Annotated in this window: 11 protein-coding genes; 4 read left to right on the top strand and 7 right to left on the bottom strand. The window is 63.8% G+C overall.

Annotated features, from left to right (window positions below; translation table 11 throughout):
• Positions 1–4: 4 nt before the first annotated feature.
• Complete coding sequence (locus OVA00_RS20900; protein WP_034802409.1) at positions 5–487, bottom strand: VOC family protein; 483 nt, start codon at positions 485–487, stop codon at positions 5–7.
• Positions 488–598: 111 nt separating this feature from the next.
• The gene (locus OVA00_RS20895) at positions 599–1033 is read right to left on the bottom strand and encodes an Lrp/AsnC family transcriptional regulator (RefSeq protein WP_043614769.1); all 435 of its coding nucleotides are present in this window, start codon (positions 1031–1033) and stop codon (positions 599–601) included.
• 155 nt (positions 1034–1188) lie between these two features.
• On the opposite strand from OVA00_RS20895, the gene rocF reads away from it, so the two are divergent.
• The 4 genes from rocF (at position 1189) to OVA00_RS20875 (ending at position 6426) form a co-directional block, all read left to right on the top strand.
• Positions 1189–2112 carry an arginase gene (rocF, locus tag OVA00_RS20890; RefSeq protein ID WP_060582860.1) on the top strand — a complete coding sequence of 308 codons (924 nt, stop codon included), beginning with the start codon at positions 1189–1191 and terminating at the stop codon, positions 2110–2112.
• Between the two features lie 137 nt (positions 2113–2249).
• Positions 2250–3455 carry an ornithine--oxo-acid transaminase gene (rocD, locus tag OVA00_RS20885; RefSeq protein ID WP_034802416.1) on the top strand — a complete coding sequence of 402 codons (1206 nt, stop codon included), beginning with the start codon at positions 2250–2252 and terminating at the stop codon, positions 3453–3455.
• A gap of 285 nt (positions 3456–3740) precedes the next feature.
• Positions 3741–4220, top strand: coding sequence for a chemotaxis protein CheW (locus OVA00_RS20880; RefSeq protein ID WP_034803080.1), 480 nt, complete (start codon positions 3741–3743; stop codon positions 4218–4220).
• A gap of 421 nt (positions 4221–4641) precedes the next feature.
• A complete protein-coding gene (locus OVA00_RS20875) occupies positions 4642–6426 on the top strand; it encodes a methyl-accepting chemotaxis protein (RefSeq protein WP_268089560.1) in 1785 nt (594 codons plus the stop codon).
• A gap of 146 nt (positions 6427–6572) precedes the next feature.
• Here OVA00_RS20875 and OVA00_RS20870 read toward each other — a convergent pair whose 3' ends face one another.
• Genes OVA00_RS20870 through OVA00_RS20850 form a run of 5 tightly spaced genes read right to left on the bottom strand, consistent with a single transcriptional unit; the run spans position 6573 to position 12579 of the window.
• Complete coding sequence (locus OVA00_RS20870) at positions 6573–6806, bottom strand: formate dehydrogenase subunit delta (protein WP_034802422.1); 234 nt, start codon at positions 6804–6806, stop codon at positions 6573–6575.
• The gene (fdhD, locus tag OVA00_RS20865; protein ID WP_110818910.1) at positions 6796–7635 is read right to left on the bottom strand and encodes a formate dehydrogenase accessory sulfurtransferase FdhD; all 840 of its coding nucleotides are present in this window, start codon (positions 7633–7635) and stop codon (positions 6796–6798) included. The genes OVA00_RS20870 and fdhD overlap by 11 nt, the downstream gene beginning before the upstream one ends.
• A 21-nt stretch (positions 7636–7656) precedes the next feature.
• Positions 7657–10536 carry a formate dehydrogenase subunit alpha gene (gene fdhF / locus OVA00_RS20860; protein ID WP_060586411.1) on the bottom strand — a complete coding sequence of 960 codons (2880 nt, stop codon included), beginning with the start codon at positions 10534–10536 and terminating at the stop codon, positions 7657–7659.
• A 10-nt stretch (positions 10537–10546) separates the two neighbouring features.
• Positions 10547–12103 (bottom strand): formate dehydrogenase beta subunit, encoded by a 1557-nt coding sequence (locus OVA00_RS20855; protein ID WP_268089559.1) that lies wholly within the window; start codon positions 12101–12103, stop codon positions 10547–10549.
• Positions 12100–12579 carry a formate dehydrogenase subunit gamma gene (locus tag OVA00_RS20850; RefSeq protein WP_034802432.1) on the bottom strand — a complete coding sequence of 160 codons (480 nt, stop codon included), beginning with the start codon at positions 12577–12579 and terminating at the stop codon, positions 12100–12102. Before OVA00_RS20850 ends, OVA00_RS20855 begins: the two co-directional genes overlap by 4 nt.
• Between the last annotated feature and the right edge of the window lie 103 nt (positions 12580–12682).

Below are 12682 nucleotides of genomic sequence, written 5' to 3'. Positions count from 1 at the left end.
CGCCTCAGGCGGCGTTGCGGGCCTCGATGCTCAGATCGACGACGTCGGCATCTTCCATAGCGTTGAACAACGCCCAGATGTGGCCGAAGGGGTCGATGAAGGCGCCGACGCGATCGCCCGTCGACAAGGTTTCGGCCGCATTGCGAAGGCTTGCGCCTGCGCCGATCGCTCGGCCGATGACGCGATCGACGTCGCGCACATGCAGCTCCAGGATCACCGCCGTGGTGCCGAGCGCATGCGGCGAGCGCGGCCCGCCAAGCTTGGGTTCCGCATCGCGGCGCGGATTGGCCCCGGCAATACGGAACACCGATTCCCCGATCCTCAGATCCGCACTCGTCAGAATGCCGCTCGGCCATTCATGCCTTTGCAGCAGTTCGGCGCCGAGTGCTTCGCGATAGAAGGCGATGGCGCGATCCTCGTCGCCATGCCTGACGAACAGCTTCACACAGATCTGCCGATCGGCAAGCCTGCCGCCATTGGCAACCATGACATCCTCCATCTTGGGTGAGGCGGCCATCATAGCGAAACACGAGAACAAATCAAGAACAATTCGACTCTGAGAGGCAATTTCCTCACCGCTTCGGGCGGCTAGAAATGCTCAGAACGCGCCGGTCATCTTGCTGGTTTTCAACAGGATATTCGTCTCCGTAACGGTGATGCCGTCGATCAGGCGGATGCGCCGCAGCGTTTCGTCGAAAGAGACGAGATCGCGGTCCTGAAGCTCGGCGATGAAGTCCCAGCGGCCATTGGTGCTGTGCAGCGCCCGCACCTGCGGCAGTCCGCGCAATTGCTCGGCGACACGATCGGCCATCTTGCCGTGCACCTCGATCATGACCACGGCGCGCACCCCGGAGGCCGGGATTTCGGCACCGGTGCGGATGGTGAAGGCGGCGATCGTACCATTGGCGACCAGCCTGTCGATACGGGCCGCCACCGTCGCCCGCGACACGCCCGTCATTTCCGATAGCGTCGAAACGGGAATGCGCGCATTCTGGCGCAGAGCGCTTATCAGCGCCTGGTCGAGATCATCCATAGTCTGCCACTTTGTAAAATCGGACTTAGCAATCTGTCGAAACTAGCTCACTAATCGGCAGTTTTCCATCTTTTTGCTGACGCCCATTTTGGCCATAATCCACACATCCCGGACGGGATCACATGGGAATTATCTTGAAAAGGAATCGGGCGGACATGACGACCATCACGCTGATCGGCGCACCCATCGAGGAAGGTTCTGGACGACGCGGCGCGGCCATGGGCCCGACGGCTCTGCGCATCGCCGGCATCGATACGGTGCTGCGCGATCTCGGCCATACGGTTCACGACGAAGGCGACGTCAAGCCGCTGCCGGCGCGCGATCTCGCCAACCATCCCGGCGCCAACAACCTGCAGATCGTCGCAGCCTTCGCCCGCGCCCTGCATGATTCCGTGCACGACACCGTGCGCAAGGGCCATTTCCCGATCATTCTGGGTGGCGACCATGCGCTTTCGATGGGCAGCGTCTCCGGCATGGCGCGCTATGCCGCAGACGTCGGCCGGCCGCTGTTCGTGCTCTGGCTCGACGCCCATGCCGACTTCAACTCGCCGTCGACCTCGCCCTCCGGCAACATGCACGGAATGCCGGTCGCCTTCTTCTGCGGCCAGGCCGAATTCGCCCCGATCCTGCCGTCGGACCGTCCGCTCGTCGATCCGAAGAAGGTCTTCCAGGTCGGTATCCGCTCGGTCGACGACCGCGAGCGCGAAGAGATCACAGAACATGGCGTGCGCGTCTTCGACATGCGCGCCGTCGACGAACTCGGCATGGCTCACATCATGCGCCAGATCCTCGAAGAGGTCCGCGCCGCCAATGGCCTGCTGCATGTCAGCCTCGATGTCGATTTCATGGATCCGGAACTGGCGCCGGGCGTCGGCACCACCGTTCCGGGCGGCGCCACCTTCCGCGAGGCGCACCTGATCATGGAAGTGCTCTGGGAAAGCGGGCTCGTTTCCTCGCTCGACGTCGTCGAGCTCAACCCCTTCCTCGACGATCGCGGCAAGAGCGCGCGCATCCTGGTCGAACTGACGGCGAGCCTCTTCGGCCGCCGTGTTCTCGACCGGCCGACCCGCAGCGCCTAGATCACGGAGATCTTGGGTCGACTGGATCCAAGATCATAAGCGTGAACGGCTCTCATAAGTCTAAGCGGGATGCGGGCGGAAAACCGCGCACACTTTTCCTCTTCCCGCTCAGACAAAGAAACACCGGAGGACGATATATGAACACGACGGCTGCCCTGATCGAAACCGAATACCGGCTCGGCGCCCATAACTACAAGCCGCTCGACGTGGTGCTTTCGCGCGGCGAAGGTGTCTATGTCTGGGATATGGAAGGCAACCGCTACCTCGACTGTCTCTCGGCCTATTCTGCCGTGAACCAGGGCCATTGCCACCCGAAGATCCTGAAGGCGATGATGGAGCAGGCGCAGAAGCTGACGCTGACCTCCCGCGCCTTCCGCAACGATCAGCTGGCGCATTTCTACGAAGAGATCGCTGCGCTGACCGGCTCGCACAAGGTGCTGCCGATGAACTCCGGCGCCGAAGCCGTCGAGACCGCCGTCAAGGCCGTGCGCAAGTGGGGCTACGAGGTCAAGGGCGTGGCCGAGAACAAGGCCGAGATCATCGTCTGCTCCAACAACTTCCACGGCCGCACCATGGGTATCGTCGGTTTCTCGACCGATCCGGACGCCCGCACCGGCTTTGGCCCGTTTGCGCCGGGCTTCAAGGTCGTACCCTTCGGTGACATCGACGCCTTCCGTGCGGCGATCAACGAAAACACCGTCGCCTTCCTGGTCGAGCCGATCCAGGGCGAAGCCGGCGTCATCGTCCCGCCGGTCGGCTACTTCACGACGGTGCGCGAGCTCTGCACCAAGCACGGCATCACGCTGATCCTCGACGAGATCCAGACCGGGCTTGGCCGCACCGGCAAGCTGCTTGCCGAAGAGCATGAGGCGATCGAAGCCGACGTGACGCTGATCGGCAAGGCTCTGTCCGGCGGCTTTTATCCGGTCTCGGCGGTGCTTTCGAATTCCGAAGTGCTCGGCGTCTTGAAGCCCGGCCAGCACGGCTCGACCTTCGGCGGCAACCCGCTTGCCTGCGCCATTGCCCGCGCGGCGCTGAAGGCGCTGACCGAGGAAGGCATGATCGAGAACTCGGCAAAGATGGGCGAGCGCTTCCAGAAGGGCCTCACCGACATCCGTTCCAACATCATCAAGGAAGTGCGCGGTCGCGGCCTGATGCTGGCGGTGGAACTGGTGCCGGAAGCCGGCGGCGCGCGCAAGTATTGCGAAGCGCTGAAGCAGCTCGGCATCCTTGCCAAGGACACCCACGGCGACACGATCCGCATCGCGCCGCCGCTCGTCATCACCGCCGAGCAGGTGGATTGGGCGGTCGAACAGTTTGCCAGGGTTCTCGCCTCCGCTTGATCGCAAATCGCTTCCGCCCCGGGGTCACGCCCGGGGCGAGATCTTCGTAAGCACTTGCAAAAGCAAGTCTTAACGAATCCCGGCCTATAGTCCTTTCCCAAAGCGCAAAGCGGTTCCTCCGCGCATGATGCAGCTGCGCCCTGCCGGATGTGATCGGCGGACTGGAAGGATCTCTCCTTTACGGATCATTGACCGCGCCTGATGCGCCGTCAGCCATGCGGAGAGATCTGGAGTATGGCGGTGTCGCGCCCAGAGGCGTCGACCGGAAAGCTGGAAGGACCTTCGATGACAAGCACACTCAGGACGGCCGGGTTCGACGGCGAGACGCTGGAAATCATTGCGTTCCGCCTCCACGATCAGGAATTCTGCGTCAAGACGACGACGATCCGTGAAATCCGCGGCTGGGCGCCCTCGACGCCTATCCCGCATTCGCCGCCGGAAGTGATCGGCGTCATGAACCTGCGCGGCACGGTGATCCCGATCATCGACCTCGCCCACAAGCTCGGCATGAAATCGACCACCGCCAACGAGCGCAGCGCCATCGTCGTCGCCGAAGTGCACAACATGGTCATCGGCCTCGTCGTCGACCGCGTGTCGGATATCCTCACGGTCCAGGGCAGCCAGGTGCAGCCGGTGCCGGAAGTGACGGCCTCCTTCGACAAGAGCTTCGCCGAAGGCATCATCGCCAACGAAACCGGCATGATCTGCTTCCTGAACCTTGCCCGCATGTTCAAGGAACGCGAGGTCGAGGAACTGGCCGCCTAAAGCAACAGCTCAGCGATATTCAAGGCCGTCCGACGTCTCGTCGGGCGGCTTTTTTGTTGGTTATTTGCTCAGCCGGAGGGCAATACTTTAGAAAAACAGGAGAAACTAATTCAACTAAAATTGGGATCTACGAGTTCTTACAACTGAAATTTGATAGTTGCTATTTTAACACCTGCTTAATAGTCATATCACTAACCTAGATTGCATAAACACGGCGCCTGGGCATGAAGCCCGCCAGTTCGAACTCCCCTCACGAAGCACTAAATCGCTGACCCGGTGGGCCGGCGCGGGACGACCAGACATATTTCGGCAGGCCGGCATTTGTCTTAGTCCGGGAGTTTGCGCCGCTTCGGCTCCGCAAACCCTGTCAAAGAAGGCACGAAGCCCCCGGCTTGAGCCAACAAACGAGAAGAGGGTTACAATGTTCGCTCTCGGAAAAATTGCAGACGCGAACCAGATCATCGCCGCGCTATCGAAGTCGCAGGCTATCATCCAGTTCGACCTGACCGGCAAGATCCTGACCGCCAATGAGAATTTCTGCCAGGCACTCGGTTACAACCTCAGCGAAATCGTCGGGCATCACCACCGCATGTTCTGCCCCGCCGACTACGCCCAGACGCAGGAATACCGCGACTTCTGGGCCCGGCTCGGCCGCGGCGAATTCGACGCCAATGCCTACAAGCGTGTCGCCAAGGGCGGCCGCGAAATCTGGATCCAGGCGACTTACAACCCGGTGCTTCGGGGCGGCAAGCCCTACAAGGTGGTCAAGTTCGCAAGCGACATCACTGCCGCCAAGGCAAGGGCCACGGAAGATGCCGGCAAGCTCGACGCGATCTCCCGCTCCCAGGCGGTGATCGAGTTCACGCCATCGGGCGAGATCCTGACCGCCAACGAAAACTTCTGCGCCGCGCTCGGCTACAGCCTCCAGGAAATCCAGGGCAAGCACCACAGCATGTTCTGCGAGCCCAACTATGCTCGCACCGCCGAATATGCCGACTTCTGGAAGCGGCTCGCCGCCGGTGAGTTCTTTTCCAACGAGTTCGTGCGCTACGGCAAGGGCGGCAAGGAGATCTGGATCCAGGCGGCCTATAACCCGATCCGCGACTTCAGCGGCAAGGTCTACAAGGTCGTCAAGTTCGCGACCGATGTCAGCGAGCGCATGAGCGCCATCAACAGCCTCGGCGCGGGCCTGCGGGCGCTCGCCGAAGGCGATCTGACGCGCAACCTCGACACGCCCTTCGTACCAAGCATGGAAGCGGTGCGGATCGACTTCAACGATGCCACCGCAAAGCTGCGCGGGGCGATGCGAACCGTCGGCGACAATGCCAGCGCGATCGCCTCCGGCGCCCGCGAGATCCGGGCTGCCGCCGACGACCTGTCGAAGCGCACTGAGCAACAGGCTGCTTCCGTGGAAGAGACCGCCGCAGCGCTCGACGAGATCACCACGACCGTCTCGGACTCCAGCCGCCGCGCCGAGGAGGCCGGAGGCCTGGTCGCCAAGACTAAGGCCGGTGCCGAGCGCTCCGGCAATGTGGTCAAGAGCGCGATCGGCGCCATGGACCAGATCGAACAGTCGTCACGCGAAATCTCCAACATCATCGGCGTGATCGACGACATCGCCTTCCAGACGAACCTCTTGGCGCTGAACGCCGGCGTCGAGGCGGCGCGCGCCGGTGAAGCCGGCAAGGGCTTCGCCGTCGTCGCCCAGGAAGTGCGTGAACTGGCCCAACGCTCCGCCAGTGCCGCCAAGGACATCAAGTCGCTGATCGGCACCTCGACCGAACACGTCAAGAACGGCGTGTCGCTGGTCGGCCAGACCGGGGCGGCGCTTGAGGAAATCCTCGTCCAGGTCCAGGAGATCAACGCCAACGTCTCGGCGATCGTCGAGGCGGCACGGGAACAGTCGACCGGCCTCAAGGAGATCAACCAGGCGGTCAACTCGATGGACCAGGCGACCCAGCAGAACGCCGCGATGGTCGAGGAAAGCACGGCCGCAAGCCACGCCATGGCCCGCGAGGCCGAAGCCCTGCACGAACTGCTCCGGCAGTTCCGCTACGGCGAGCAGGCCCAGGTCGTCGACGCGAACCGCCACCTCGAAGATCGCGCGCAGCCATCGCGCCTGCATGCCACCGCCCGCGCCATGCGCGGCGGTCAACGAACGAGCCTTGCCGCGGCGCCGGCCGCGGATGGCTGGCAGAATTTCTGAGCGCACATCCCTGCACCCCGCGCTCGGGAATGGGGAAGGCGGCGACCGGTAGCCGCCTTCCCTTAAATCTTTTCAGGAGAGTGCCCGCTTAGGAAAACGCGCCCTCGATGAGCGTGCAGAAAGCGCTGGCGGGTAAGGAATGCAGGCTAGGCCGCTTCCGGACGTTTGATCTTTGCGGCCGCCTCCAGCACCAGCGGCGTCAGCCCCTCGCCGCCATTGTCGATATGCTCGAACAATTTGCGCCGCATGCGCGGCTCCCAGTACTTGTTGATATGGGTGGCAACGCCCTGCGCCGCCTCGCTCTCGGGCTGGCTCTTGAAGAAGGTGGCGATCTGGTTCGCCATATAGATCAGCTTGGCGTTGGTATTGTCATGCGACATCGACGGCAGCTCCGGACTTGATGCGTTCGGCATGGGTGAAAATCTCGAATTCGTCGCCGCGCACGAGCGCAATCAGCGTCATGCCCGCAGCTTCCGCCGTGCGGATGGCAAGCGCCGTCGGCGCCGAAATGGCGATGATCACAGGGCTGCCGACGACTGCCGTCTTCTGCACCATCTCGACGGACACGCGGCTGGTGACGACCACGGCGCCCTCGCTGCCCTTGAAGCCGGCGCGTGCGGCGGCACCGACCAGCTTGTCGAGCGCATTGTGGCGGCCGACATCCTCACGCACCGCGATCAGCCCGCGGCCCGGCACATAGAAGGCGGCACCGTGCACGGCGCGCGTTTCGAAATGCAGCGGCTGCTGGCCATTGAGCAGCGCTACGGCCGAAACCACGTCCTCCTGCGACAACGTCAGTCTCGAACGGGAAACGTCCGGCGTCGGCCGTACCGCCTGCTCGATCGATTCGATGCCGCAAAGACCGCAACCGACCGGCCCCGCCATGTGCCGTCGGCGTTGACGCAGCATGTCGTTCTCTTCGTCCTGAAGCACGATCTGCAAGTCGATGCCGAGATTGCCGGCGACCGTCTCGGAGACGAACTCGACCGTTTCGATCTGGCCGGGATCGGTAATGATGCCTTCGGTCAGGCTGAAGCCGACGGCGAAATCTTCGAGATCGCCGGGCGTCGCCATCATCACCGCATGGGTCGAACCACCATAGCTGAAGGCGACCGGCGTCTCCTCCGGCACGGCGCGTGCACCGTCCCGAAGCGCGCCGTTGCGGCGGGCGGCCTCGGGAACGGTCTTGGATGTCCTAAACGTCGCCATGATCGGTCGCAGCGAAAGGCATTATTCCGCCGCCTCCAGCTTGCCGGAAATCCGGCGCGACTGGCGGGCCTGCTCGTCATAGTCGACCTGCCAGTCCGACGGGCCGTTCGACGGCATCACTTGCACCGCCGTCACCTTGTATTCCGGGCAGTTGGTGGCCCAGTCGGAGAAGTCGGTGGTGATGACGTTTGCCTGCGTCGTCGGGTGGTGGAAGGTGGTGTAGACGACGCCGGGCGCGACGCGATCGGTGATCAGCGAACGCAGGGTCGTCTCGCCGGCGCGGCTTGCGAGCCGGATCCAGTCGCCATCACGGATGCCGCGCTGCTCGGCGTCGTGCGGGTGGATCTCCAGCCGGTCTTCCGCATGCCAGACGACGTTGTCGGTGCGTCGCGTCTGGGCGCCGACATTGTACTGGCTAAGGATGCGGCCGGTCGTCAAAAGCAGCGGGAAGCGCGGGCCGGTGCGTTCATCCGTCGCCACATATTCGGTGCGGATGAACTTGCCTTTGCCACGCACGAAACCGTCGATATGCATGATCGGCGAACCCTCGGGATGCGCCTCGTTGCAGGGCCACTGCACCGAGCCCATCTTTTCGAGATAATCGTAGGAAACCAGCGCGAAGCTCGGCGTCGTCGCGGCGATTTCGTCCATGATCTCGGACGGATGGCGGTAGTTCCAGTTGAGGCCCATGGCCTGTGCGAGCTTCTGCGTGACCTCCCAGTCGGCATAACCGTTCTTCGGCGTCATCACCTTGCGCACGCGGTTAATGCGGCGCTCGGCATTGGTGAAGGTGCCGTCTTTTTCGAGGAAGGTCGAACCGGGCAGGAAGACGTGCGCGTAGTTGGCCGTTTCGTTCAGGAACAGGTCGTGCACGACGACGCATTCCATCGCGGCGAGGCCGGCTGCCACATGCTTGGTGTCCGGGTCGGACTGCAGGATGTCCTCGCCCTGGATGTAGAGCGCCTTGAAGGTGCCGTCGACCGCGGCATCGAGCATGTTGGGGATGCGCAGGCCCGGCTCGTTGGAGATCTCGACGCCCCAGAGCTTCTCGAAAGTTTCGCGAGTCGCATCGTCGGAGATGTGGCGGTAGCCCGGCAGCTCGTGCGGGAACGAACCCATGTCGCAGGAACCCTGCACGTTGTTCTGGCCGCGCAACGGGTTCACGCCGACGCCCGGCCGGCCGATATTGCCGGTGACCATGGCGAGGTTGGCGATCGCCATGACCGTCGTCGATCCCTGGCTGTGCTCGGTGACGCCGAGACCGTAATAGATCGCGCCGTTGCCGCCGGTGGCATAGAGCCTGGCCGCGCCCCGCACGAGATCGGCCGGCACGCCGGTATAGGCTTCGGTCGCCTCCGGGCTATGGTAGGGCTCGGCGACGAAGGCGGCCCAATCCTCGTACTCCGACCAGTCGCAGCGCTCGCGGATGAACTGTTCGTTGGCGAGGCCTTCGGTGACGATCACATGGGCGATCGACGTCAAGATCGCGACGTTGGTGCCGGGCTGGAGCGGCAGGTGATAGGCGGCCTCCACATGCGGCGAGCGCACGATGTCGGTGCGGCGCGGATCGATGACGATCAACTGGGCGCCTTCGCGCAGCCGCTTCTTCAGTCGCGAGCCGAAGACCGGATGGCCGTCGGTCGGGTTGGCGCCGATGATGACGGCGACGTCGGTGAACTCGACACTGTCGAAGTTCTGCGTACCGGCCGAGGTCCCGAAGGCCTGGCCGAGGCCGTAGCCGGTCGGCGAATGGCAGACGCGGGCGCAGGTATCGACATTGTTGTTGCCGAAGCCGGCGCGCACCAGCTTCTGCACCAGATAGGTCTCTTCATTGGTGCAGCGCGACGAGGTGATGCCGCCGACGGAATCGCGGCCGTACTGATACTGGATCCGCCGGAACTCGGAGGCCACATGCGCATAAGCCTCCTCCCAAGTGACCTCGCGCCAGGGATCGGAGATCTTCTCGCGGATCATCGGGTTGAGGATGCGGTCCTTGTGGTTGGAATAGCCGTAAGCGAAGCGGCCCTTGACGCAGGAATGGCCGCGGTTGGCCTGGCCATCCTTCCACGGCACCATACGCACCAGTTCCTCGCCGCGCATTTCCGCCTTGAACGAGCAGCCGACGCCGCAATAGGCGCAGGTCGTCACTTCGGAATGTTCGGGCTGGCCGATCTCGATCACCGACTTTTCGATGAGCGTCGCCGTCGGGCAGGCCTGGACGCAGGCGCCGCAGGAGACGCATTCCGACGACATGAAGTCTTCCGCCATCCCGGCCGAAACGCGGCTGTCGAAACCGCGGCCGCCGATCGTCAGCGCGAAGGTGCCCTGCACTTCCTCGCAGGCGCGCACACAGCGCGAGCAGACGATGCATTTGGCCGGATCGTAGGTGAAATAGGGATTGGACTCGTCCTTCGGCATCCACTTGGCGTTGATCTCGCCATTGTTGCGCGCCGTGACGTGGTTCTCGCCCTCATAGCCGTAGCGCACGTCGCGCAGGCCGACTGCGCCGGCCATGTCCTGCAACTCGCAATCGCCATTGGCAGCACAGGTCAGACAGTCGAGAGGGTGGTCGGAAATGTAGAGCTCCATCACCCCGCGGCGCACGTCCTTTAGCCGCGGCGTCTGGGTGGAGACCTCGATACCGGCTGCAACCGGCGTCGTGCAGGAGGCCGGCATGCCGGCGCGTCCCTTGATCTCGACAAGACAGAGCCGGCAGGAGCCGAAGGCATCCATCATGTCGGAAGCGCAGAGCTTCGGCACTTCTATGCCGGCATCCATCGCCGCGCGCATGATCGAAGTGCCCTCGGGCACGGTGACCTCGCGTCCATCGATCGTCAGCGTCACCAGTTTTTCGGACTTGGAGGCCGGAGTGCCGTAGTCGATTTCATGAATGAGAGACATGGTCTTTTCCTCACTCCGCCGCTTGAACGCGCGGTGCCGGCTGAAAATCATCCGGGAAATGGGTCATGGCGCTCATGACCGGATAGGGCGTGAAGCCGCCAAGGGCGCAGAGCGAACCGAACTTCATCGTGTTGCAAAGATCGGCGAGCAGTTCGCGGTTCTTCTCCGGCTCGATGCCGGCGGCGATCCTGTCGGCCACCTCGACACCGCGCGTCGAACCGATGCGGCAGGGCGTGCACTTGCCGCAGCTTTCTACCGCGCAGAATTCCATCGCAAAGCGCGCCTGGTGCAGCATGTCGACGGTGTCGTCGAACACAACGATGCCGGCATGGCCGATGAGGCCGTCACGCGCGGCGAAGGCTTCGTAGTCGAACGGCGTGTCGAACAGCGCCCGCGGGAAGTAGGCGCCGAGCGGACCGCCGACCTGCACGGCCTTGACCGGCCGGCCACTCGCCGTGCCGCCGCCGATGTGATCGATGATCTCGCCGAGCGCCAGGCCGAAGGCGGTTTCGTAGAGACCGGCATGCTTGACGTTGCCGGCGATCTGGATCGGGATCGTGCCGCGCGACCGGCCCATGCCGAAGTCGCGGTAATAGGCGGCGCCCTTGTCCATGATGATGGGGACGGAGGCGAGCGAGATCACGTTGTTGATCACGGTCGGACAGTCGAAGAGGCCCTTGTGCGCGGGAAGCGGCGGCTTGGCCCGCACGATGCCGCGTTTGCCTTCGAGGCTATTGAGCAGCGCCGTTTCCTCGCCGCAGACATAGGCACCTGCGCCCTCGCGCACTTCCATATCGAAGGCCCGACCGGAACCGAGCACCGAGGTGCCGAGCACGCCGGCCTTGCGGGCGATCTCGATCGCCTCAGCCATCGCCGCGATCGCATGCGGGTATTCGGAGCGGGTGTAAATGAAGCCCCTGGTCGCGCCGGTCGCGATGCCGGCGATCGCCATGCCCTCGATCAGCACGAAGGGATCGCCTTCCATGATCATCCGGTCGGCAAAGGTGCCGCTGTCGCCCTCGTCGGCGTTGCAGACGATGTACTTCCGATCGCCCGCCGCATCGAGAACGGTCTTCCACTTGATGCCGGTCGGAAAGCCTGCGCCGCCACGGCCGCGAAGGCCGCTTTCGGTCACCTGCGCGACAATGTCCTGCGGCGCCATGGCAATGGCATTGCGCAGACCGGCGAGCCCGCCATGGGCCTGGTAATCGTCGAGCGAAAGCGGATCGATGATACCGCAGCGGGCAAAGGTCAGCCGCGTCTGCTGCTTCAGGAAGGGGATCTCCTCGGTCTTCCCGAGACAGAGGGCATGATCGCCGCCGTCGAGCAGGGCGGCATCGAGCAGTGAGGAAACGTCATGTGCCTTGACCGGGCCATAGGCAACGCGGCCGTCAGCCGTTTCCACCTCGATCAGCGGCTCCAGCCAATGCATGCCGCGCGAACCGTTGCGCACGATCGTGGCGTCGAGGCCGCGTGCGCCGATCGCCTCGGCCATGGCCTTGGCTACCTTGTCGGCGCCGAGCGCCACGGCCGCGGCGTCCCGCGGAATGTAGATCTTTGCGGTCATCGACGCGCCTCCTGAACGAGCGCTTCGAGATCGGCGGCATCGACCCGGGCATGCACCTCTCCGTCCAGCATGGCGGAGGGTGCGCAGGAACAGAGCCCGAGACAGTAGACCGGCTCCAGCGTCACCGCGCCATCCGGGGTCGTCTGGTGAAAATCGATGCCGAGCAGCCGCTTCGCGCGCTCGGCCAGCTGGTCGCCGCCCATCGACTGACAGGCTTCGGCGCGACAGAGCTTCAGCACGTGGCGCCCCGCGGGGTGATCGCGGAAATCATGGTAGAAGCTCATCACCCCATAGACTTCGGCGCGCGAGAGGTTGAGTTCGCGGGCAATCACCGGAAGACATTCCTGCGGCACATAGCCGAACTCTTCCTGCAGTTCGTGCAGGATCGGCAGCAAGGGCCCTTCCAGCCTCTTCAGCTCCTCGACGATGGCGAGCGTGGTTTCCGCGATATCGGCGCGCGGCTGATGGATGTTCAACGGGAGCCCTCCCGGCTCATGGGCGAGGCCGCAGCACCCGAAACGGACGACCGGCCCAGCCGACATTTCACTTCTGGCGAAGGCCGTTCCTCGGCGGTCTCCG

This window comes from Ensifer sp. SL37 (genome assembly GCF_026672675.1).
Taxonomy (GTDB): Bacteria; Pseudomonadota; Alphaproteobacteria; order Rhizobiales; family Rhizobiaceae; genus Ensifer; species Ensifer adhaerens.
This window is presented reverse-complemented; position numbering and strand designations above follow the sequence as displayed.

What these genes read in the sequence shown, in the direction of transcription:
- OVA00_RS20900 (WP_034802409.1), bottom strand. Translation starts at nt 487, where the DNA reads ATGGTTGCCAATGGCGGCAGGCTTGCCGATCGGCAGATCTGTGTGAAG.
- OVA00_RS20895 (WP_043614769.1), bottom strand. Translation starts at nt 1,033, where the DNA reads ATGGATGATCTCGACCAGGCGCTGATAAGCGCTCTGCGCCAGAATGCG.
- rocF (WP_060582860.1), top strand. Translation starts at nt 1,189, where the DNA reads ATGACGACCATCACGCTGATCGGCGCACCCATCGAGGAAGGTTCTGGA.
- rocD (WP_034802416.1), top strand. Translation starts at nt 2,250, where the DNA reads ATGAACACGACGGCTGCCCTGATCGAAACCGAATACCGGCTCGGCGCC.
- OVA00_RS20880 (WP_034803080.1), top strand. Translation starts at nt 3,741, where the DNA reads ATGACAAGCACACTCAGGACGGCCGGGTTCGACGGCGAGACGCTGGAA.
- OVA00_RS20875 (WP_268089560.1), top strand. Translation starts at nt 4,642, where the DNA reads ATGTTCGCTCTCGGAAAAATTGCAGACGCGAACCAGATCATCGCCGCG.
- OVA00_RS20870 (WP_034802422.1), bottom strand. Translation starts at nt 6,806, where the DNA reads ATGTCGCATGACAATACCAACGCCAAGCTGATCTATATGGCGAACCAG.
- fdhD (WP_110818910.1), bottom strand. Translation starts at nt 7,635, where the DNA reads ATGGCGACGTTTAGGACATCCAAGACCGTTCCCGAGGCCGCCCGCCGC.
- fdhF (WP_060586411.1), bottom strand. Translation starts at nt 10,536, where the DNA reads ATGTCTCTCATTCATGAAATCGACTACGGCACTCCGGCCTCCAAGTCC.
- OVA00_RS20855 (WP_268089559.1), bottom strand. Translation starts at nt 12,103, where the DNA reads ATGACCGCAAAGATCTACATTCCGCGGGACGCCGCGGCCGTGGCGCTC.